17 protein-coding genes and 3 pseudogenes are annotated in these 20866 nt (G+C 53.8%); 4 read left to right on the top strand and 16 right to left on the bottom strand.

Annotation, left to right across the window (positions count from 1 at the left end):
• From mmsB to E8F06_RS01705, 6 genes are all read right to left on the bottom strand, one after another.
• On the bottom strand, positions 1–680 hold a 680-nt coding region (gene mmsB / locus E8F06_RS01730; RefSeq protein ID WP_280363578.1), incomplete at its 3' end, for a 3-hydroxyisobutyrate dehydrogenase.
• Positions 681–712: 32 nt separating this feature from the next.
• Complete coding sequence (locus E8F06_RS01725; protein WP_179060123.1) at positions 713–1486, bottom strand: enoyl-CoA hydratase; 774 nt, start codon at positions 1484–1486, stop codon at positions 713–715.
• A gap of 48 nt (positions 1487–1534) precedes the next feature.
• Positions 1535–3040 carry a CoA-acylating methylmalonate-semialdehyde dehydrogenase gene (locus E8F06_RS01720; protein WP_179060122.1) on the bottom strand — a complete coding sequence of 502 codons (1506 nt, stop codon included), beginning with the start codon at positions 3038–3040 and terminating at the stop codon, positions 1535–1537.
• Positions 3041–3127: 87 nt separating this feature from the next.
• Entirely contained in the window at positions 3128–3586 is a 459-nt protein-coding gene (locus E8F06_RS01715; RefSeq protein ID WP_179060121.1) for a hypothetical protein, read from the bottom strand.
• Between the two features lie 441 nt (positions 3587–4027).
• Positions 4028–5359, bottom strand: a complete 1332-nt coding sequence (locus E8F06_RS01710) for a PAS domain-containing protein (RefSeq protein WP_179060120.1) — start codon at positions 5357–5359, stop codon at positions 4028–4030.
• A gap of 69 nt (positions 5360–5428) precedes the next feature.
• Positions 5429–6172 (bottom strand): dienelactone hydrolase family protein, encoded by a 744-nt coding sequence (locus E8F06_RS01705; protein ID WP_179060119.1) that lies wholly within the window; start codon positions 6170–6172, stop codon positions 5429–5431.
• Positions 6173–6553: 381 nt separating this feature from the next.
• Here E8F06_RS01705 and E8F06_RS01700 point away from each other — a divergent pair.
• Positions 6554–6858, top strand: a pseudogene (locus E8F06_RS01700) (transposase); the annotation flags it as partial.
• Positions 6859–7315: 457 nt separating this feature from the next.
• On the opposite strand, the gene E8F06_RS01695 reads toward E8F06_RS01700, so the two are convergent.
• On the bottom strand, positions 7316–7924 hold the full coding sequence (locus E8F06_RS01695; protein ID WP_179060118.1) for a TetR/AcrR family transcriptional regulator: 609 nt from the start codon (positions 7922–7924) through the stop codon (positions 7316–7318).
• 304 nt (positions 7925–8228) lie between these two features.
• Between E8F06_RS01695 and E8F06_RS01690 the strand changes: the two genes are divergently transcribed.
• Positions 8229–9365: an LLM class flavin-dependent oxidoreductase gene (locus E8F06_RS01690; RefSeq protein WP_179060117.1), complete on the top strand. Its 1137-nt coding sequence runs from the start codon at positions 8229–8231 to the stop codon at positions 9363–9365.
• Between the two features lie 245 nt (positions 9366–9610).
• On the opposite strand, the gene E8F06_RS01685 is transcribed toward E8F06_RS01690, so the two are convergent.
• The 4 genes and pseudogenes from E8F06_RS01685 to E8F06_RS01670 form a co-directional block, all read right to left on the bottom strand.
• Entirely contained in the window at positions 9611–11416 is a 1806-nt protein-coding gene (locus E8F06_RS01685) for an EAL domain-containing protein (protein WP_179060116.1), read from the bottom strand.
• A gap of 244 nt (positions 11417–11660) precedes the next feature.
• Positions 11661–12026: pseudogene (locus E8F06_RS01680) on the bottom strand (HNH endonuclease signature motif containing protein); the annotation flags it as partial.
• Positions 12027–12546: 520 nt separating this feature from the next.
• On the bottom strand, positions 12547–13938 hold the full coding sequence (locus E8F06_RS01675; protein ID WP_179060055.1) for a DEAD/DEAH box helicase family protein: 1392 nt from the start codon (positions 13936–13938) through the stop codon (positions 12547–12549).
• Positions 13935–14504, bottom strand: a complete 570-nt coding sequence (locus E8F06_RS01670; RefSeq protein WP_179060054.1) for a hypothetical protein — start codon at positions 14502–14504, stop codon at positions 13935–13937. Before E8F06_RS01670 ends, E8F06_RS01675 begins: the two co-directional genes overlap by 4 nt.
• Positions 14505–14607: 103 nt before the next feature.
• On the opposite strand from E8F06_RS01670, the gene E8F06_RS01665 reads away from it, so the two are divergent.
• Positions 14608–14838 (top strand): helix-turn-helix transcriptional regulator, encoded by a 231-nt coding sequence (locus tag E8F06_RS01665; protein WP_179060053.1) that lies wholly within the window; start codon positions 14608–14610, stop codon positions 14836–14838.
• Here the strand turns inward: E8F06_RS01665 and E8F06_RS01660 are convergent.
• The 5 genes and pseudogenes from E8F06_RS01660 to E8F06_RS01640 all read right to left on the bottom strand — a co-directional run.
• Positions 14835–15137, bottom strand: a pseudogene (locus tag E8F06_RS01660) (transposase); the annotation flags it as partial. The gene E8F06_RS01665 and the pseudogene E8F06_RS01660 overlap by 4 nt on opposite strands.
• A 33-nt stretch (positions 15138–15170) precedes the next feature.
• Positions 15171–16589 (bottom strand): site-specific integrase, encoded by a 1419-nt coding sequence (locus tag E8F06_RS01655; RefSeq protein WP_179060052.1) that lies wholly within the window; start codon positions 16587–16589, stop codon positions 15171–15173.
• Positions 16579–17184, bottom strand: a complete 606-nt coding sequence (locus tag E8F06_RS01650; RefSeq protein ID WP_179060051.1) for a hypothetical protein — start codon at positions 17182–17184, stop codon at positions 16579–16581. Before E8F06_RS01650 ends, E8F06_RS01655 begins: the two co-directional genes overlap by 11 nt.
• A gap of 4 nt (positions 17185–17188) precedes the next feature.
• Positions 17189–19267: an integrase gene (locus tag E8F06_RS01645; protein ID WP_179060050.1), complete on the bottom strand. Its 2079-nt coding sequence runs from the start codon at positions 19265–19267 to the stop codon at positions 17189–17191.
• Positions 19245–19601, bottom strand: coding sequence for a hypothetical protein (locus tag E8F06_RS01640; RefSeq protein WP_280363575.1), 357 nt, complete (start codon positions 19599–19601; stop codon positions 19245–19247). Before E8F06_RS01640 ends, E8F06_RS01645 begins: the two co-directional genes overlap by 23 nt.
• Positions 19602–19697: 96 nt before the next feature.
• On the opposite strand from E8F06_RS01640, the gene E8F06_RS01635 reads away from it, so the two are divergent.
• A protein-coding gene (locus E8F06_RS01635) for an IS3 family transposase (RefSeq protein WP_280363247.1) occupies positions 19698–20848 on the top strand; the annotation gives its coding sequence in 2 pieces (ribosomal slippage) (positions 19698–19941 and positions 19941–20848; 1152 coding nt in all).
• Positions 20849–20866 lie beyond the last annotated feature (18 nt).

The following is a 20866-nucleotide window of genomic DNA, read 5'->3' as shown; positions in this document are numbered from 1 at the left end:
TCCAGCACGCCGGGGAACGGGTTGTTGATTTCCGAGCTCCAGCAGCGGCCGCTGGAGGTGTTGATGATGCCGGCCAGGACTTTCGCGTCCATGCCCAGGGCAACGCCCAGCGCCATGGCTTCGGCGACGCCGACCATGGAGATGCCTAGCAGCATGTTGTTGGCGATCTTGGCCACCTGGCCGTTGCCTGTGTCACCACAGTAGACGATGTTCTTGCCCATGGCGGCGAGCAGCAGGTGGGCCTCGTCGAAGGCGCTGACGGTGCCGCCGACCATGAAAGTCAGGGTGCCAGCCGCCGCGCCACCTGTGCCACCGGAAACCGGCGCGTCGAGCATGGGATTGCCCTGGGAGGCGGCGGCTTTGGCCACTTCGCGGGCGCTGAGCGGGTCGATGGTCGAGCTGTCGATCAGCAGCACGCCCGGCTGGACGTTGGCCAATAGGCCTTCGGCGCCCAGGTAGACATCCTTCACGTGGGCCGCGGTGGGCAGCATGGTGATGATCGCGGCGACGCCATCGCGGGCCAGCTCCGCCGGGCTGTTGGAGGTGCGGGCGCCGAGCTCTACGAGTGCGGCGGTCGCCAGCGGCGAGGGGTCGAATACGGTGAGGGTGTGGCCGGCCTTGAGCAGGTTGCGGGCCATGGGGCCGCCCATGTTGCCGAGGCCAAGGAATCCGATATGCATGTTGGCGTCCTCTTGAGGTAGGGCCAGAAATTTCAGCGGTGAATGAAGTGGGGAGTACGCTTTTCAACGAAGGCACTCATGCCTTCCCTTTGATCTGCGTTGGCAAAAGTGGAGTGGAATACTCGACGCTCGAACCGGATACCTTCCGCCAAGCTGCCTTCGAAGGCGCGATTAACTGACTCCTTGATCAGCATGGCTGCCGGCATAGATTTCTCTGCTATGGCTGCAGCGCTTTTCAGCGTTTCCTCGAGGAGGAGCTCAACCGGCAGTACGCGTGCAACCAAGCCGGCGCGCTCTGCCTCCTGGGCATCCATTTGTCGACCACTTAGGCACATCTCCATGGCCTTGGCCTTGCCAATGGCACGAGCCAAGCGTTGGGTTCCGCCGATCCCGGGTAAAACACCAAGGGTGATCTCTGGCAGGGCAAAACGAGCGTTGTCAGCGGCGTAGATGAAGTCGCACATCAGCGCCAGCTCGCAGCCGCCACCCAGCGCATAGCCAGCAACAGCGGCGATCAGGGGTTTGCGTCGGGCTGCAATGCGATCTGCTGCAGAAAAGAAGTCATCAAGGAACACTTGCGGATAGGCCATGTCGACCATTTCCTTGATGTCGGCGCCGGCCGCGAAGGCCTTGGAAGAACCGGTAATCACCATGCAACCGACGTTGGGATCGCGATCCAGGCCGTCTAGTGCCCGGTTGATTTCGTCTATCAGATTGACGTTTAACGCATTGAGCGCTTTGGGTCGGTTTAATGTAATCAGGCCAACGCGGCCATGGACTTCAACAAGTAGAGATTCGAATGCCATTTAGAGGTCTCCTTAATCAGGGGCGGTTCATAGCCCGCCCCTGAAGCCTCACTTGAGGGTAATGGTTGTGTTCACTGCGCCGCCGACATCGCTCTCGTCGAACCAGCGCTGGGTGATGGTCTTGGTCTGGGTGTAGAACAGCACCACTTGCTTGCCGTAGGGGCCGAGGTCGCCGAGCTTGGAGGCGCGGGAGCCGCTGAAGGAGAACAGCGGGACCGGCACCGGAATCGGTACGTTGATGCCGACCTGACCCACGTCGATCTCTTCCTGGAAGTGGCGTGCGGCGGCGCCGGAGCGGGTGAAGAGCGCGGTGCCGTTGCCGTTCGGGTTGGCATTGATGAAGGAGATGGCCTCGTCCAGGGAGGCGGCGTTCACCACGCAGAGCACCGGCCCGAAGATCTCCTCGCGGTAGATGGTCATCGACGGGGTAACGCCGGAGAAGATGGTCGGGCCGACGAAGTTGCCTTCCAGATAACCGGGTACGCTCGGGTTGCGGCCGTCCAGGACCAGCTTGGCGCCTTCCTCGATGCCGGTGGCAATCAGGCCGCTGATGCGGTCCAACGCCGCGCAGGACACCACCGGGCCGATATCGGTACCCGGCTCGACGCCGGCATTGACCTTGAGGGTCGTGGCCTTTTCCACCAGGTCCGGCAGCCAGGTCTGCGCCTCGCCTACCAGGATTACGACCGGCAGGGCCATGCAGCGCTGGCCGGCGGCGCCGAAGGAGGCACCCAGCAGGTTGTTCAGGGTCTGCTGCTTGTTCGCGTCGGGCAGGACGATGGCGTGGTTCTTGGCGCCCATCATGCATTGCGCGCGCTTGCCGTTCAGGGTGGCGCGGTTGTAGACGTGGGTGCCCACCTTGGTGGAGCCGACGAAGGACACGGCCTTAATGTCCGGGTGGTCGCAGATCAGGTTTACCGCATCGACGCCGCCGTGGATCACGTTCAGCACGCCTTTCGGGATGCCGGCTTCCAGCGCCAGCTCGACCAGGCGCATGGTCACCAGCGGGTCCTGCTCGGAGGGCTTGAGGACGAAGGTGTTACCGCAGGCGATGGCCATGGGGAACATCCACAGTGGGATCATCGCCGGGAAGTTGAACGGGGTGATGCCGGCGCACACGCCGATCGGTTGCAGCAGGGTGTAGGTGTCCACGCCGTTGGCGACGTTGTTGGCCAGTTCGCCCATCTGCAGGGTGCCGATGTTGGCGGCGTGTTCTACCACCTCCAGGCCACGAAAGACGTCGCCCTCGGCGTCCGGCAGGGTCTTGCCCTGTTCGGCGGTGAGTAGGGCGGCCAGCTCCTTGATGTTCTCGCGGATCAGCTGCTGGTACTTGAGGAAGATGCGAGCGCGGGCGCCGATCGGGGTCTTGCGCCAGGTCTTGAAGGCGTCCTGGGCGGCGGCGACGGCGGCGTTCATCTCGTCCTGGGTGGCGAAGGGCACGCGGGCCAGGACTTCCTGGGTGGCTGGGTTGACTACGTCACGCCACTGGGTGGTTTTCGATTCGACAAATTCGCCGTTGATTAAGAGCTTTACTTTAGGAGTTGAAGCGCCCATGTATATTTTCCTGTGGGTGGTTTATAAAGAGGTTGATTGATCACTCTTACAGTCAGGTTTGACTTCGTGTACTTGGTAGAGAAGGGGCTAGGTAAAAGGGGGCGGTGAAACCGAGTAGACAGGTAAGTTGTCGATATCGATATGGCGATGAGATTCGGCGATCGGCAGTACTTGTGAGCGAAGGCTATAGTGATTGAGCTTTCCAAGGTACGGAGACGTGACGAAGTTTTCTCGGTGAAGCAAGCCTAAAAGGCGCAGAGTGATCCTGGACAGGTATGGAAACTTACAACCAAAAGTCAGCAGTTGTTGCTCGTGAATGGAGGAGACCGTGCCTATCAGACGACCGATGATCTCATCTGCATAGGCGGCGAAGGCAGCCAAGGTGCCTTGCAAAGGAATGGTGAGTTTTTTGAGGAATAGGGCAGCATCGGTGCCGTAAAGAAGGAATTCGTGCCATCCAATAGTCGTACCCTCCATGCTGGGAAGGCCATCGCCGCGGTATTGCATTGGATTACTTTGGGCACGATTAAGAGCTACGTCGCTCATGGCTGGTTCTCTTGTTGTTTTGCGTGGCCGGTACGTCATTCATTGGCGAGCTAGTTGAATCGAGTATAGGGATGCAGGCATTTAGGATGAAATAAGCAAAAAAACCTGTGCGATGTGCATTAAAAAATACCCTATCTAAAAATGCCGGTTTGGTGGTTCGATGCTATCCCTAAGCATGTGATGCGCTTAGATTGAAGGCCGCAGTCGATGTGAAGAGTGAGTTTTGAGATTGCGCAGCCAAGTGCTGCTGTTTTTGGGTGTTGGAGCGGAGGGCGTGCACTTTCGTCTGATAATTTTGCGACATATGTAGTTTGTCTAGATGATTTGTTGTATAGGGTGCGTTTTTTTGCGCTAATAAAGCCGCTAGTGTTGCTGTGATGCTTGGGTTGCCTTTTAGTACAATTCTTACTGCTTCGGAATGTGTTGCCCGTAAGAGGTGTTTTAATTGTTATTCTGCGTGGCAAGCATTTCAGCCGCCTGTTGAGTGGCCTCGCTTGTTCGTGTGGCAAGTTTGCGGACTTCATCGGCAACTACTGCAAATCCTCGTCCAGCCTCACCAGCACGTGCGGCCTCAATTGCCGCATTGAGGGCGAGTAGATTTGTGCGGCTAGCGATGGCTTGGATGGCACCGACAATCTCGGTAAGCTTACTTAGATTTCGTTCTATGAGTTTACCCTGCAGCTCCCGCTCCTCACGCAATTGTTCCTCTTGGTACTGGGAGTGCATGTCTACCAACGCGCCTGCTATCCGGAGTGGCTTTCCGTCAGTGCTTCGTAGTGTCTTGCACCGGGAGCTGAACCAGCGATATTCGCCGCTTTTCAATTTTATTCGGTAGGTCGCCTCAAACGGGGTGCCACCGCTGCTGTCGTTTATGTGTGCGCCAAACAAATCGGACACATTTTGTCTGTCGTCTGGATGGATGCGAGAAACCCAGCTTTCGAGAACATTGGGAAATTCATCTGGATCTTCGAAACCAAGCATTTGAAGGAATTGTTGCGACCACCATAGGGGATTGTGAGGATTCAGTGGGTTGCCGCCTATCACCTCCATATCCCAGAGACCGTCGCTGATTATCTCCCTGGCAATCTCGAATCGCTCAAGCGTCCGCTCCAGTTCGTAATCCCGATCGCGCTGTACTTGTACGTCACGTATAGTGCCGGCCATGCGTATCAGTACATCTTTCGCGTCACGCCAGGCCCTTGCGTTTACTTCAACGTTGACATAATCGCCTGCGGCATTACGTAGTCGGTATTCAGTGCGAAAAGTAACGTCGTCTCGGCCTTCTTTTAGATATTTGCTCAATGCATCCGTTGTAGGTTTCAGGTCGGCAGGATGTATGCGCTGAATCCAAGTTCCTAGTTGCACGGATAGATCATTTTCGTCATCCAGTCCAAGTAATGAGCGAAACCGTGTTGAGCACCAAAGGGAGTTATTTGGATTTACGGGGTCTCCATTTTTCACCGGAAGATCCCAAAGTCCTTCGTTGCTGGCTAGGCTAATTAGTTCAATGCGTTGATCGACATGAAGTTTTTCGTTCGTGGTAGTGGTTCGCTGCTGAGTTAACGAAACTATCTGGCTGGCGAGGGCAGTCTGTTGTTGCTGCTTATGATCTTGCGCTTGCACATGTTCGCGCAATGCGCGGTAAGCACGCTTAACTAGGGGGGGCGCAGTTAAATTCTCTTCTGGTGCGTTGGGTTTGGAGTGTCCTTCCAACGCATCAATTAGATGCATAAGGCATTCAGTTGTAGCTCTGCGGCTTTTCGATGTCAGCATGTGAGCGCCCGTTGCAATTAAGGGTGGTCGTCTTGTGTCTGCTAAATAAAAATGACTAAATTGTATCTTTTAAAAAATCAGTGTCGTGTCAAGCAAGCCAAAAAGCTCACGCCAATGGCGCGCGGCAGCTTCTTTGTTGAATTCTTGAAAGTCAGGTACGGCGAAGCCGTGTAGTGCCCCTGCATAGGTTTCACATCGGTGATCGACGCCCGCATCTAACAGCGCTTTCTCCAGACGCCTCGCCATTTGTGGTGAGTAGTAGTCGTCTCTATCGGCACTGGCGACATAGACTCGCGCCTTGATTGATGGCGCCAGTAAATGAGGGCTGGTTTCAGCATCCGTAGCAAGATTGCCTCCATGGAAGCTCGCAGCAGCCAAAATTCGATCCGGATATGTGCCTGCAATGGAGAGAGAAATGCCACCACCCATGCAATATCCGGTTGTCCCAATATTGGGACTAGCAACATCGGTGCGGGTGTCCAAGTAGTCTATGAATGCCTGCGTATCTTGTGCCGCCTTGTGATTGTCCGTTGAGGCGAGTAGGTGGCCGATTGCGCCCATGACATCGAGGCTTCTGAAAATCTCTGCAGGCGCCAATGGCCCATAGCGGCCAGCTCGATAGAACAGGTCAGGTAGTAATACGACATAGCCGCCTTGTGCGAGCTGCCTAGCCATTTGGAACAATGTGGGACGGATGCCAAAGCCATCCATGCAAAAAATCACGGCGGGCCATGGGCCCTGACCCTCTGGCTTGAAGATGTGCGCCTGGCACTTGCCATCGTGTGTTTCTATTGAAACCTGTTCGTGATTCAAGGCGATGCGACCCTTGTTGTTATTTGATTGTCTGCATTCGAATCCGACCAACGCCAATTAACGCGTTGGTTCCAGGAATAGTGCCTTTAGCGAGATTTTAAGGTACTGCCGGAGAGCTGGATCAAATTGCTCGGGCAGGTTCGCTTACCATTCCGTTGAAGAGCTTTGCGACGACGGCCGCGTGTGGAGCCTTCGTCGAGCACCCTAGCATCGACGTTCCTTTCCGGTCAACGGTGGTGTTGACAGGTGGCGCGTGTCGAAGGGAAGTGAACTCCGATCATTGTCGGTGCCGGATGTGGGGCGAAGCAGGCAGTCGATGGGGCCATTTCTTCGCATTTGCGTTGTACAAGGGCCATCGCTACTCCGCGGCAACAGCTGTAGGCGATCTTGCTGTTCTTCGAACTGCTCGGCGAGTGGTGCTAACGGTTCGCGTCAGTGGCTATGGACATGAACACCGCCTTCGATATGGAAGTGAAATGGCATTGCCCACGCGCGGAGGTGGTATGCGACCTGTTCATGTCTTCGCCCGCCATGGCCGTGAGGTGCTCGACCGGATCCGCGTTGATCAGGCCAATGCCCTGTGCCATGACAAGCCGGCGCACCTAGTGGTCAAGGGCGACCGCTAGTTGCCGCTGCGCAATAAAAGACAACCAGGCTGCGCTGGTCGGCGTGAAGCGCATCTTGAAACCGGAATGCTGTGCCAGACACTCCTTAAGAGGGTGCAGACAAAATCAAGTAATCCATTGGCTCCTACCCGGGGCGAGCCGATGACCAAGGCTGGACGACCGTCGACAATTTCCGCGGAGAAACACCCACTTCTCCTTCAACTGGCCCTGTCACACAAGCTTTCCTGTCAGGCTGAGCCAATGGAGCTTTTCCAGGCGGCTATCGGGATCGCCAGTCACTCCACGACTTTTGAGGCCGTGCTGAAGTTAGCGGGATGGGGGCGGGGCAAGCCCAAGCTCAGGCGTGAGTTCGAGCCACTGCCGCCATGCCGTTCGCGACGGCAAGATCCTGGTATCGACCAGTTTTAATACAATTGGAGTTACTGGTCGTGCTATGTAAGCGCTTAATCCATGATGAAAGTGTGCGAGTGCAATCAAAAGTAAGAACTATCCAGATGTTCCAGGGGTCCATTTAAAGTTATTGGATCTTATTTAAAAACAACGCGTTAAGGACTAAATCCACCATTTTCTCTTGTAATGCTGGGTAACTTTCATGCTCTTCATTTTTTTTGATTGATGTAAAGCAGGCTGTTCCCAGTGTGCCTATCCATAATAATTGAACTGCTTCATGAGCGGGGCAATTCAGGACACCTTCTTCATATAGCCGCGATAGGTCGTTCTCTACCGTCCGCAGCGTTTCCGCAACGGTAGCCGGAGGCTCGCCGGCTAGGATCTGTTGGATAACTATCCTGCACATAAGTGGCTCTTGATGAGCAAAGTGATTAAAAGCGCCCCAGCCGTTTCTCAACCCCTGCTGGGGGCCGCGCTCCTTCGCTCCCTGTTGATAGGCTTCGGCTACTTGCACATAGGTTTCATCAATGGCAGCCCGGTGCAGCCCTGTCAGATCGCCGAAGTAATGATAGATCGTTGGTGCGCCGACCCCTGCCAGGGCGCAGATTGCGCGAGAGCTTGCCCCCTCGCGTCCCTCTGTACTCAGTAGGTGCCGAGCTACCTGCAGCAAGCGCTTCTTCACTTCGAGGGTGTCACTGAGGCGATCCTTAATGCTGGGAGAAACCATCGATTTCATCTGATTAACCTGTGCATAAAATTCAATAAATCCCTGAGCCGATTTGGGTTAATCCTGGTGGGCAAAAGGTATCGTTAGGGCTCTTCCTCCTCGCTCCCGCTCGTGTGGTATTCGGCATCAGGAACGATCTAGGAACGCCAGGGATCCAGCTTAGCGAATGTTGGGGTGACAAGCATTAAAAAGCAATCAACGCGATGGTTGACTGATCAGTATAACGCCGTTATAGTCGCCTCTGCTGGCACCTGCCCGCAGACACAGGCTAATGCCTCCCTTGCCTATTACCCATCTAGAGGAGACAACAATTATGGCAATGGAAACTGGTTTGATCTTTCATCCCTACATGCGTCCTGGCCGGACAGCCAAGCAGACCTTTGATTGGGGCATCCAGAGTGCCGTGCAGGCGGACAGCGTCGGTATCGATTCAATGATGATCTCCGAGCACGCCTCGCAAATATGGGAGAACATCCCCAACCCTGAACTTTTAATCGCCGCTGCAGCCTTGCAAACCAAGAACATTAAGTTCGGGCCTATGGCCCACCTGCTGCCGCATCAGCATCCAGCAAAACTAGCGACCATGATCGGCTGGTTGTCACGCATTCTGGAAGGCCGTTACTTCCTCGGTATTGGTGCTGGCGCCTATCCGCAAGCCTCCTACATGCACGGAATTCGCAACGCCGGCCAGTCCAACACGGCTAGCGGTGGAGACGAAACCAAGGACCTGAACGACATGGTGCGAGAGTCACTGTTCATCATGGAGAAGATCTGGAAGCGTGAGCCGTTCTTCTATGAAGGTAAGTATTGGGATGCGGGGTATCCGGAAGAGCTTGAAGGTGCCGAGGGTGATGAACAGCATAAGCTGGCGGATTTCAGTCCTTGGGGGGGAAAGGCACCTGAGATCGCGGTAACCGGTTTCAGCTACAACTCGCCGTCCATGCGTCTGGCCGGTGAGCGCAACTTCAAGCCGGTTTCGATCTTTTCTGGTCTTGATGCACTGAAGAGACACTGGGAAGTCTATTCCGAAGCGGCCATTAAAGCGGGCCATACCCCGGACCGTTCGCGTCATGCGGTATCCCACACTGTGTTTTGTGCTGAAACCGACAAGGAAGCCAAGCGTTTGGTGATGGAAGGACCGATCGGCTACTGCTTCCAGCACTACCTGATCCCCATCTGGCGTCGTTTCGGCATGATGGATGGGTATGCCAAGGATGCAGGTATCGATCCGGCTAATGCTGATCTTGAATTCTTGGTGGATCACGTCTTCCTGGTCGGTTCGCCCGATACCGTGAAGGAGAAGATCAATGCGCTGTTTGAAGCAACAGGTGGTTGGGGAACGCTACAGGTAGAAGCGCATGATTACTATGATGATCCGGCGCCCTGGTTTCAGTCGCTAGAGTTGATCGCTAAAGAGGTCGCTCCCAAGATTGCGCTTCCTAATCGCTGAATCTAGCGCTAGCAATCTAATCTAATCGTGCCCCCTGAGGCTTCGCCCAGGGGGCTTTTCGATTTGATGTGCTGAGAGTTAGGAGCTACTTACTGCCGCTCGAATGGTGGGCAATATATTTATATAAAAATAATCCATTTTACAGAGATAAGCTTTGCTTTCGAGCCAATTACCACTTCTTCCGATTCTTCGGTTTAAGGGGGGTAACGTCCCGTTTTCAAGCGACTGGATTATCACTTCTCAAATTACTTCCATTTAGAGTGCTCCAGCCAATCTCCGAAAGCTTCCGCAGGCATTGGCGCTCCTATGTAGTAACCTTGAACTACATCGCATCCCATCTTCACGAGACGCTCCCAAGCCTCTTGGTTTTCAACGCCCTCAGCAATTACCTCTAAATTCAATCTGTGCGCTAACTCAATCGTAGAGTGAACAATAGCAGCCGCCTTCGGGTGCTCGGCCATTTGCTTAACGAAAGACTGATCTATCTTAATTGCATCTATCGGCAGATTTTGTAGGTAGCTCAAGCTGGAATAGCCAATTCCAAAATCATCGACAGCAATCTGAGCCCCTGTTCCTTTCAATTTCCGCAGTGTTTCTAGCGCATTAGCTGGGTCCTCCATGAGCGCACTTTCAGTAACCTCAAACTGTATCCAATTCGATTTCGCCCCCCAAGTCGCCATCAAACCTTCGATCTTGGTGACTAGCCTGGTGTCGCATAAGTCTTGCGCCGAAAGATTTATGGAAAGCGGAATGTTTAAACCTGACTCATTCCATGCAAAGCATTGTCTAAATGCAGCTTCGAGAACCCAAAAGGTGAGTGTAGTAATCAGTCCGGTGAATTCAGCAAGTGTCACAAACTCGCTGGGAGGCACCATGCCCCGAACCGGATGCCGCCAACGCACTAGTGCCTCAGCTCCACATAGATACGAGCAAGCTAAACTGAATTTAGGCTGGCAATAGAGTATTAGCTGGCCAAGCTTGATCGCTTCACGCAAGTCCGACGTCAGTAATAACCGGTTGGTGCATGCCTCATCAAGGCTATGCGCGAATACCACATAGTCGCGTCCTGTGCGCCTCGCCTCGGACATAGCAGCTCGTGCATGCCTAAATAATGCATCCGGCTCAACACCATGGCCGGGGAACAACGCAATTCCTATCGTCACCCTTGTATAGTGGGTTAGCCCAGAAGAGTCAGGCGCACAATGAAATAATGCATTAAGCTTTTGCGCCATTTGAATAGCGCATTCTGCGTCCGCATGAGGATAAAGAATAGCAAATTCGGCCTCGCCTACGCGAGAAACAAATCCACTCGAGAGTATTGTCGCGCAGAGCTGGTTGGCAATCTCCTGTAGTAACTTGTCTCCCTGTATGTGTCCAAAGGTGTCCTTGATTTCGTGGTAATTTTTGGCCTTTAGAAGCAATACTGCGAGCGGGCGATTTTTCTCTCTGAACTCTATAATGGCTGACTTGATTTTTTCATAAAACATCTCTCGATTAGGTAGTCCGGTAAGTGAGTCGTAGTAAGCCATTTGATGAATTTTTTTTTCTGCAGCTTGATGCTTTGCACGTATGCGCAAATTTTCTATCCCGAACGCCAGATCATCAGCCAACTCGCCTAACAAAGAAACTTCAGACTCATCAAATACTTCAGGTTCGGTAGCAGTGATGCACAGAGATCCTACGACAACTGAATCTACCCGCAATGGAAAGGCAGTAACCGATCCATAACCAAGACGAACCATGTCTTCGCGCCATTTAGCGTGGTCAGGGTCGGTAAGAAGATTGCGGCCGACACAGGCTTTACCTGTAATGACAGCGATAGCTGCGGCTCCTCCCCTTTCTGGATTTGCCCACGAAAGCGAAATGCTTTTAAAAAATTCAGCCTCCTGAAGGCTATGTGAAGAGCTGAGTGCATACGCCATATGAACTAGGGGATAGCCATCGTCGTTTAGCGCACTCCAAACACCGGCATAGCGATAATAGCCTTTTCCTACTATTACGCGGCACATGCCGCTCAGTAGTTCTTGCTCATTTGAGCAGCGCAGAAGCATACGATTGCCTGCACTAAGGGTCTCGAGCGTTCGGTTAAGTCGCTCCAACTCCCGAAGACTGCAGCCTGCCTCCGCTGCCACTGAGGCACCATCTGCGCGAGTGTCTTTGCTAGGGGTAGCCATTAGAGATTGACCCTAAGGGAATACACTCAGCTTAGACCCGTATGTAGCCCCTGCTACGTATCGATCGGCCGCCGCTCGTCATCAGCTTTCATTGCATCCGCAAAGACCTGGACTGAAGCAAGAGGCGGATACGTTCGAGGTAGGCTTGATGCAGGCCACTCAAGTCATTTTCCGGGTAGCCATCCGCGTCACGATCAATCTTCTTGTGACAGCTTGGGCAGAGGAGCATGAGGTTGGCGCTGTCGTTGGTGAGCCCCTGCGCCTTTGCTTCGTCATGGTCCTTACGCCCCCGCGGACCTTGGGGGCTGGCCGGTAGGATGTGGGCTACCTCGCCCCACTTCATTGGCTTGCCTGCGCGGTAGTCGAATGTGAGATCGGTGCCGCATAGCTCGCAGTGACCGGCAGCCTGAGTCCAGACGATTCGTTTCGTTTCGTCGTTGGTGTCGTACCGCCCATTTGGGGGCTTGGTCTTTCGTTGTTTGTCCAATTCGGCGTACCCCCTGGTACATCGATGATCCTGGCTTGTGATAGCCAGGCGGAATCAAACTGAGGTTGTAAGTTACACGGGAAGGTGACGGCTGCTTTTCCCCCAAGCCGGAACTGTCCCGCCAGTAAAAAGGGCCAGCGAGCAATGCTCGCCGGCCCTGTTGTTTACTCTTTGCTGCCCTCTATTCCTTCGGGGCCAATGGTCTCGACCTAACAGCGAAAGCCAGCCTTGGATGGCTGTCGCCGCTGCCTCCCCTGGCAGCGGCTATGCACCGTCTCGGTGCATTCGTTTCAACATTCAGTGAAAAAGTTTCAGTGTTTGTTGAAAAACTACGCGAGATAGCTTTGATCCCAGCTCAGTGCGCCGTAGGTCTAGTACTCGATGACGCGAGTTTCGAAGAAGTTCTTCTCTTTCTGGCCCGATTCTGTCCAGCCTTCTCATGGGTGAGCATCTCACTGACCTGGTCCTTGGCAAGCTCGATGGCCTCTGCGTTTAATTTGATTCCGTTACCAATCGGCCGTCAAAAGCAAGCCACCAACAGCTGCCGGTAGTGCTGCGAGAAGCTGATTTGATAGCTTGGCTCAGCGGCGAAATCACCCAACGAGGAGATGCCTACCGAACCTGTCCCAAGACCCTGCCCACTCTCAGTACCACTGCTGCCATCGACATAGTTAGCGGTAGCCAGCCCGCCAGACGTAATGCCGGGTGTAGAAGTAGGCGTATGAACCTGACTCAGCACCGCCAGATCATCCGGTAGATCATCTGCAATGCGCTCCGCAAAGCGCTGGAGCGTGGGCTCCGCGAGCATGAATAGCCAGGCCTTGTCATCGGGCTCGCCTATACGCCGCAGCACCCGTCCCAACACTTGCCGGTAGTGCAGCTCGGTTCGGATGCGGCTGAGGTAGCAGCACACCTGCAAGCGGGGGATGTCTGTGCCTTCGCTGATCATTCCCACGGCGACGATCCAACGGCAGTCGCTGTGCTTGAAGTTATTGATCACCTGCTGGGCATCCGGGGTTCGGTTGGTTACGACCCGGCAACTTTCTCCCCTGGATTTTAGGGTCTGGGCAATCTGATGGGCATGCTCGATATCGGTGGCGACCACCAGGCCAGCAGCATCCGGCTTGATTCGGCGAAGCTCATCCAACCTTTCGCATCCCAGGCCGAGCAGTTGATCGATCACCTCGTCATGGCGAAGCAGGTCTTCATAGGTGACGGGGGATTCCTCCAATAGCTTGACAATGCTGGGAAAGTGCCTGGCGAGGCTCTCGGCCCCCAACTCTTCCGTAAGCTTCACCTTCTGGTTGTCGAGGAGGACGATGCGAGGCGAACGGCACACCCCGTCCGCAATGGCCTCCTTCAAGCCATAGCGATAGTCACAGATCAGGTGCCCCTCGGGAGAGGAGTATCGCGCGAGGGCAATAGCACGGTCGTCCGAGCGCCATGGAGTGCCGGAAAGGGCCAGGGTGAAAGCGGCACGATCCTGGATCCGTTGCAGGATCTGCTGTCCCCAGGCGTTGCTCAGGAGCGGATCATGACCGGCGCAATGGTGGATTTCGTCGAAGACGACAAATACGCGGTAGTCGTCGAGGAGGCGCCAGAATGCCTCGTCTCGGTACTCCATGGCTTGGTAGGTGTACGCGCCACCCAAAGCGCCAAGCAAGCCGTCCAAGCGTCCGCCAAGCACCGATGAAAAGGTCGAGCGAAAGCCGTCCACCACCTGGCACGACGGAGCAAAGCAGAGCACCAGATCGATCAAGCCTTGCTCCCGCAGGCGCCGGGCCAGCTCCGCTGCCATGCGAGTTTTGCCGGCGCCCGGTGTTGCCTGGCAGAAGAAATGCGGCGTGGAAATGAAGTGCTCGAGCGCCGTTTCAATACAGCGACGCTGCCAATTTCTCAGGGATGACGTCATCGCGAAGTAGTAAGTGTCTTGAGCGTCTTCTCGACGGCACGGAGGTGTCCCAAGAGGCGCGAGCTGCGGTCCATGGCTTCCAAATACTCGCCTTCGACCTTTTCCCGCAGATCCGGCATGTCATCAAGTAACTGCTTGAATCGCTCCGCCTCGCCCATGGCGGACAGGAAGTCGAGCCGGATCTCCTTGAGGAGCGTTTCCAGGTGCTGCTCCGCGTCGAATGAAGGTCTAGGCGGCTCAAGCACTGGCGGCGCCTGCCTTGGTTCGCTGAGGCTATTCTCGAACCCGTTGTCTACTAGCTCGAGTTGCAAATGTGCCGGGATTGGTTGCAGGTGGTAGACCTGCCCGCGCGTGCGGCGCTCTTCGTCAAGCACGAGCCAGCCTACCCGCAGCATTCGGCGGATCTGCTTATACACATATCGGCGCACATTGCCGAGACGAAAGGTCATGCCCTCCAAGCGCTTGGCATAGGCATCCCGCAGGTCACGAGTCGTGAATTGCGTGCGCCCTTCCTCCTGAAGCAGCTGATACAGCCGCCTATCGAAGATGAACGAGGCAGATCTCATGCGGGCACCCACGGGGTCGTAGCGTAAAAATGCGGATTATAGTCCGTGGTTTGTGCGTCGGCAAACGCAGGATAGTGCCGCCTCAAGTGGAGTTGAGGCGGTCATGGATCAGTTGGCGAAAGCGTTGGGGACACGCATTCGGACGCAGAGAAAGTCCTGCCGGATTTCCCAGGACGCATTGGCACTGGCCTGCAGCATTGACCGCAGCTATATGGGACGCATCGAGCGTGGTGAAGTGAATATCACCGTCGAGAAGCTATACCGTATCGCCAGCGTGCTGGCGTGCGATCCAGCCACTCTTCTGCCTCAGGTGACAGAACTGCAGGCCAACTAATCGTTACGGGAATTCAAGAAAGCCCAAGGCTGACTTTCTTGTGGAAGCTCTTCCACCTTTCCGGCAAGCAGTGACTTTATCTTCTCTTGGCTGGCTCGCCATTCCGCAGCAAATTCCTCCGGAGTGAGATCGCCAATCGTGCGGTGCGGTCGGTGTTCGTTGTAATCCCGTCGCTACGCCGCGGTGCGAATTCTGGATTTTGCCAGCGAACAGAATCGTGGCTCGTTGAGGCATTCATCCTGGTACTCGCCGTTGAAAGACTCGATGAAGGCATTCTGCGTGGGATTGCCAGGCTGAATTGGCCATCAGTTTGACGGCGCGTTGAGAGGGCCTTACACAGTCTTAAGGTCACTATCCATTGCCGCTGTGAGGGACTCCTCGCGCTCGATGTATTTTTCTTTGCTGATTTTGCCGGCCTTGAAATCCTGAAGAAGGCGTTTTCTTCGGCGCTCGTAGACTTCATAACGTCGGGCGATTTCGACGTTGTGGATGAGTTGCTCGAATTTGGATTTGACCCTGAAAGCGGCGTCTACATAGTCAAGCAAGCTTTCTAGCGTTGCATGGCCGCTCATGGACATCGCTCGCTCGGCCAGCATCTTATTGGTCATCAGCGTTTGTCTGAATGAGTCGGTGCTTAGCGCCTGTGTTTCAGCAATGAGGTTGGCGACAATGTTGGTACAAAAGGCGTGTCTAAAGAGGTGTGCACAAGCTTGTTCCTCAATGCCAGCTGCGCGTCGGATTATTGAAAATTCGGTCGTCAGCGTGTCTGCCCCTAAAGGGCGTCCGCCGCGCTCGGTAACAAACAGGAAGCCGTGATCTGGAATGCCCTTAAATCGTTTCATGATTTCGCGGCGATCGCCGCGAATATATGTCAAGAGATCCTCAATCAGGGGAGGGCTCAGCTCTAACTCGCGCGTCAGGCCAGTCTCTCCTCGCTTTAAAGTGGTGATGGTAATTATGTGTTTTTTTTTCTTGCTGGCGGCTAATACCTGGGCAACGGTAATAGGCTGAATTTCGCCTCGTCGCGCACCAAGTTCCTCAAACAAGGAAATCATCAAGTGCCGACGATTGCATAGAAATTCTGAGTTGGATATCTCATCAACTGCATAGCGCAACTTTTCAATGCTCGCCTCGCCAATAGGCTTGCGAGTCTTTTTGGCGCTGGCCGTCCTGAAAGATCTATGGTGGACGCTGGAGCGTTTGAAGGATTTTCCGTTTCGATAGGCAGTTGAATCGACCATTTTTATAGCAATGGTTCCACCAATGCCAACGAAATTATGCAGCTGGTTCATTTCTCCAACGTGTGATAGAAAGTTCAAGCACCTTTTGCCAATGCTGGAAATTGTGCGCTCATTTCTCTTGAGTTGGCTTGGGTTGTTGAGTTTGGTCTCCTTGCGGAGCCCATCGATGAACTCACAAAAATCGTCGTCCGAAAGAGAAATGAAATTGAGTTTGTTGTAGTAGCAGAACCTGATCAAATGGCTAATCTGACCCGCGTACTCTCCAAATGTACCACCTTTGCTTCCGAGTCTTGACGGGCCGTTCCCGCCTCGGCCGGATTGCATACGGATTCTAATCATGTAGGCATTTGCTTGCAGGCATGGTGATCCATCCGGCCATGTCATGAAGGGCATGTTGCTGCCGTCAAGCGTTCGGAGCGTGTCCTGCGTTAAATAGTCGTAGAGTCTTAATATAGGAATAGGTTTAAAAAGTTGAGCTGATTCAGGATACTCAACGATTCTATTTTTCATTGGGCACCGACTGCAAATGCTTTTTCATGGACAGAATAGTGATGTCGTCGAAAGGTGCAGGATTCAAATTTAAAATCTTGATGATCCGATTGATCGCGTCGTTAATCCTTTTTTGTCGAAGACCTGTGCTGGGGGTATCGGATATTGTGATTAGATCCCTTCGGTTAACCTCCAGTGCCTGTATTAGAACCATGTTAACTGCATGGAGTGTGGCGACAGATTTCTTAAGTTCCTCAATCTGATCCTCCAATGCAGAACGGGTCTTCTTCTTAGGGGTGGTCAAATCTTCGCTAAATTTTCGTATTGCCGCCTGTGCTTGCACTCGAAGCTTATCCAGGTGCTGAAAATTTATATCAGAGGAATTGTCGGAGAGCCTTTTCTTGAGAGTGTTAAGGCTTATTGGTCGAATTGCTAGCTGTTCATCCTGTACGGTGAAATCCAGATCGAGGGCGCAGAGATTTCCCTGGCTCTTCAGTGCGTTAAAAACCTGTTTATTTTCGACATAGCTCCCTGGGGAGTACGCTATGTCTGAAAGTAATTTAAAAATGTTCCCAATAGATTGGTCGATCAACTCGCGCTTAGGCAATGTGCTCATTGTTTTAGCTGACAATAAATAGGACTTTCATGGATTTGCCGTTTTCATCGTTGAAGAATTGCGGCTCAATCCGGACTTTACCTTCTTCAAGCATCGCCGAAAGGTAATCTTCGATTTTCTGCTCGTCTACCAATGAAAATTTAGAGGTGCCGAATTCCGCAAACAGCAAATCTTGCAAATTTTGATAGTTTTCCAACCGCTCCTGTTTAGCAAGTTCAGCGAAATAGCGGGCGCCCGCTCCCCTGATATCTTTGGGCTCCAGACATTCAGTCAGGTAGTGCCAAACGTGCTCGATGTCGCGGTGGCCAAGCATCCAGCGAAGGGTATCCAACTCGCCGAAGCTATTCGTGTAGAAGAACATGATGGCGAAAAAGCGGCGTAGTTGGTGTTGGCGTACGTAGTAGCGCTCCCCAGCAGCGTTAATATCGCTTTCGAAGTAGTCACAGGCCAAGTCCAGATTGCGATGGTACAGGTGCAGTGTGCAGTCCTGCAGTCCTTTGAGTCCCCGCAACCATGGAGTCGCGAACAAGTTGGTCAGGTCGCTTATAACTCCAAGGCGTTTAAGTATCATTTGAAAGCGGCGCAGTTCCTCAATCATTTCGACGGCAATGGCATCGATAGGCCGAGACTCACGCTGCCGAATCCCCAAGGCTTTGTGGGTGGATTTCGCTAGGTTGAAGACAAGCCATGATTTGCTTTCGTCCAAGCATCTCGAGGCGTCTAGAGTGACCAACTCGTCAATGCGCCGCGCCATGAGCATCCCAACGGCCAACTGGACACTGCCCAGGTAGACACTCACCAACTCAAGCAGTCCATGGTTGGCGCGTAAGTGCTGGAAGTATTGCTTTGCGCCACCTTTTCGAGGAGATTTATTACTACGGTAACTCGAAAGGCCTAACTTTTTAACGCCGAAGCTGACAAGTTCCGGGCCGATAATCCTCAAAAAGTCCGCCTCGGGTAGGCGGGTCATTGCGAGATTCTGTCTGTGGCAATGCGCTGCTACTCTGATGAAGCCGTTTAGGACCTTCCTTCCATGTTCGACATGAAAATCTATACTGCAACGGAAGAGCTTTAGCAGGTTGCTCGCAGGCACACTTCTGTACCGGGAAGCCTCGTTGAGTTTTGGAATGTACTCTATGATGGTGTGAGTATCTGAGGGAGCCGGCAACCCCAATGTGCTGAGCGCTGCGCTATTCACGAGTGCATACCGATAGTAAAAGTACGCGGTGTCTATAAGGTGTTCGGATTCACCTGTGGTTACTTTGACTTTCGGATATTCGCGCTTATACCTGGTTTCGCTGGGATAGAAGCTTAGTACTTCGAGAGACGATTTTGGCGTCTGCCGCCCGTAGATCGTGTCTGGATAGACGCTTTCCGAAAGTAATTTAGTATTTACCTTAAAGCCCTGGCAGTGGGTTCCGTAGTACAAATTAGCTTTCATGAGCGCCGCACGAATCATCGGGATCTCAGCTACGGTGATATTGAGTTTAAGATCTTCACATTCATCATCGTTAACCTCCAGCATACTTGGATACTTAGCAAAAAAATCCTCGGCCTCGCTGTAGATTATATTGCTCAGTTGGGCATTACAGAAAGCGGATGCGCGTTCATGCCATGCATAAACGGACTCTTCAGCCCGTGGGGAGGAGGCCAAATGGTTGAGAATTCCTTTCAATTCATCGGCGTTCAAGGCGCCAAGGCCGAATTGGATAAGACTAAGGCTTTGAGCATGGATTAACAGATAGTCAATGATTTTTAATATGAATGAAAGGCGCGTTTTTAGGGACGCTGGCGCGAGTGTGGCAAACTCGTCGTTGACTCCCGTCGTGCCAATGATGAGCAGGTGCTTCAATGACCGGAGTAGTACCTCGTTGTTGTCGTCAGTTAATAGGCTGCCATCCCCAAGACGTACACTCCAATCAAGTTCGTATAATTTCTTTTTGTTAATATAAATTGACCAAAGAGTCTCATCGAAGTCACTGAGCAGCCAAGGTGCTGACGTATGAGGCGATAGTTCTGTTACCCCAAACTCATCGAGGAATTCATACCCCGTGCTAGATTCACGCCCAGTGAGCAGGGACATAGATCAATTTCTCCATTTTTTTTGCGTCGATCAGCTTCAATGCAGCATTCAGGTGTTTTTTCAGTAGACGGTTAGATCCTTTTTTGATTTCTGTCTTGATTTTGTCTGCAAACGACGCCCAGTATTCTGCTTTTCCGCATACGCGGGCCCGGTCGGTGGAGGCTGTGACTGCCACTTCGAGTGAGAGCAGAGAAGCCAGGAACGGCACGCCGATAGAGAGTACAGCCTCACTGGTCTCGGTATTTTCCCATTGTTCTGTGCGTTCAGGGTCGGAGGCCTGGGACGGAATCTCTTTGATTCGGTGGTTGGCCAGAAAGTCATCTAACTCATTCATGGTATTGAATTGCGTCGCCCGAAGGAGGTTCGGGTGAATCGCCCCTAGTTTCGTAGACACCTCCAAGCCTCATAATGAGGCCCGTTAGGAGGTGCCATGAGCAACCAGCGTTACCCCGAAGAATTCAAAATCGAAGCGGTCAAGCAAGTGACCGAGCGCGGCCTCCCCGTAGCCGAGGTGGCAGCGCGGTTAGGCATGTCGGTGCACAGCCTGTATGCCTGGATCAAGCGCTACGGCAAGCCCCAGGCGCAGCGGCAGCAAGAAGATGATCAGCAGGCCGAACTGCGTCGTCTACGCGCCGAACTCAAGCGAGTGACCGAAGAGCGAGACATCCTAAAAAAGGCCGCCGCGTACTTTGCCAAGGAGTCCGGCTGAAGTACGCCTTCATCAGCAAGCTGTCGGTGGAGTACCCGGTACGGCGTCTCTGCCAGACCCTGAAAGTGCATCCCAGCGGTTACTACGCCTGGCTGGCCGAGCCGAAATCCGTACGCGCCAAGGAAGATCAGCGCCTGCTCGGGTTGATCAAACATGCCTGGCTGGAAAGCGGTGGGGTCTACGGCTATCGCAAGATTCACGACGACCTGCGTGAGCTGGGAGAGTCCTGTGGCCGGCACCGCGTGGCTCGCCTGATGCGGGGAGAAGGGCTGCGCTCGCAGACCGGCTATCGTCGGCGCCCCGGCTATTACGGCGGCCGGCCAACGGTAGCTTCGCCCAATCGCCTGGAGCGGCAGTTCAACGTCAGTGAACCGAACAAGGTCTGGGTCACCGACATCACCTACATCCGCACCTATGAGGGTTGGTTGTATTTGGCGGTGGTGCTGGATCTGTTTTCACGCCAGGTGATCGGCTGGTCGATGAAGCCACGGATGTGCAGCGACCTGGCCATCGATGCCCTGTTGATGGCGGTCTGGCGGCGCAAGCCCAAGCAGGAAGTGATGATCCACTCCGACCAGGGCAGCCAGTTCAGCAGCTCGGATTGGCAGAGTTTCCTCAAGGCCAACAACCTGATCAGCAGCATGAGCCGACGCGGCAACTGCCACGACAACGCGGTAGCGGAAAGCTTTTTTCAGTTGCTGAAACGGGAACGCATCCGACGGAAGACCTACGGCACCCGCGAAGAAGCTCGGAGTGATGTGTTCGATTACATCGAGATGTTTTATAACCCCAAACGCCGGCACAGCAGCGCTATGCAGCTATCGCCAGTGGAGTTTGAAAAGCGCTATTTCCAGAGCTTGGAGAGTGTCTAGGAAAGCCGGGGCGATTCA

Source organism: Pseudomonas sp. BN411 (assembly GCF_029871235.1).
Classification (GTDB): Bacteria; Pseudomonadota; Gammaproteobacteria; order Pseudomonadales; family Pseudomonadaceae; genus Metapseudomonas.
This window is presented reverse-complemented; position numbering and strand designations above follow the sequence as displayed.

Bases quoted from the DNA above. Each gene is read 5' to 3' on its own strand.
- E8F06_RS01665 (WP_179060053.1), top strand. From the start codon at position 14,608: ATGGATCAGTTGGCGAAAGCGTTGGGGACACGCATTCGGACGCAGAGA.
- E8F06_RS01640 (WP_280363575.1), bottom strand. From the start codon at position 19,601: ATGAATGAGTTAGATGACTTTCTGGCCAACCACCGAATCAAAGAGATT.
- E8F06_RS01650 (WP_179060051.1), bottom strand. From the start codon at position 17,184: ATGAGCACATTGCCTAAGCGCGAGTTGATCGACCAATCTATTGGGAAC.
- E8F06_RS01690 (WP_179060117.1), top strand. From the start codon at position 8,229: ATGGCAATGGAAACTGGTTTGATCTTTCATCCCTACATGCGTCCTGGC.
- E8F06_RS01695 (WP_179060118.1), bottom strand. From the start codon at position 7,924: ATGAAATCGATGGTTTCTCCCAGCATTAAGGATCGCCTCAGTGACACC.
- E8F06_RS01685 (WP_179060116.1), bottom strand. From the start codon at position 11,416: ATGCTTCTGCGCTGCTCAAATGAGCAAGAACTACTGAGCGGCATGTGC.
- E8F06_RS01645 (WP_179060050.1), bottom strand. From the start codon at position 19,267: ATGTCCCTGCTCACTGGGCGTGAATCTAGCACGGGGTATGAATTCCTC.
- E8F06_RS01655 (WP_179060052.1), bottom strand. From the start codon at position 16,589: ATGAAAAATAGAATCGTTGAGTATCCTGAATCAGCTCAACTTTTTAAA.
- E8F06_RS01720 (WP_179060122.1), bottom strand. From the start codon at position 3,040: ATGGGCGCTTCAACTCCTAAAGTAAAGCTCTTAATCAACGGCGAATTT.
- E8F06_RS01675 (WP_179060055.1), bottom strand. From the start codon at position 13,938: ATGACGTCATCCCTGAGAAATTGGCAGCGTCGCTGTATTGAAACGGCG.
- E8F06_RS01725 (WP_179060123.1), bottom strand. From the start codon at position 1,486: ATGGCATTCGAATCTCTACTTGTTGAAGTCCATGGCCGCGTTGGCCTG.
- E8F06_RS01670 (WP_179060054.1), bottom strand. From the start codon at position 14,504: ATGAGATCTGCCTCGTTCATCTTCGATAGGCGGCTGTATCAGCTGCTT.
- E8F06_RS01715 (WP_179060121.1), bottom strand. From the start codon at position 3,586: ATGAGCGACGTAGCTCTTAATCGTGCCCAAAGTAATCCAATGCAATAC.
- E8F06_RS01710 (WP_179060120.1), bottom strand. From the start codon at position 5,359: ATGCTGACATCGAAAAGCCGCAGAGCTACAACTGAATGCCTTATGCAT.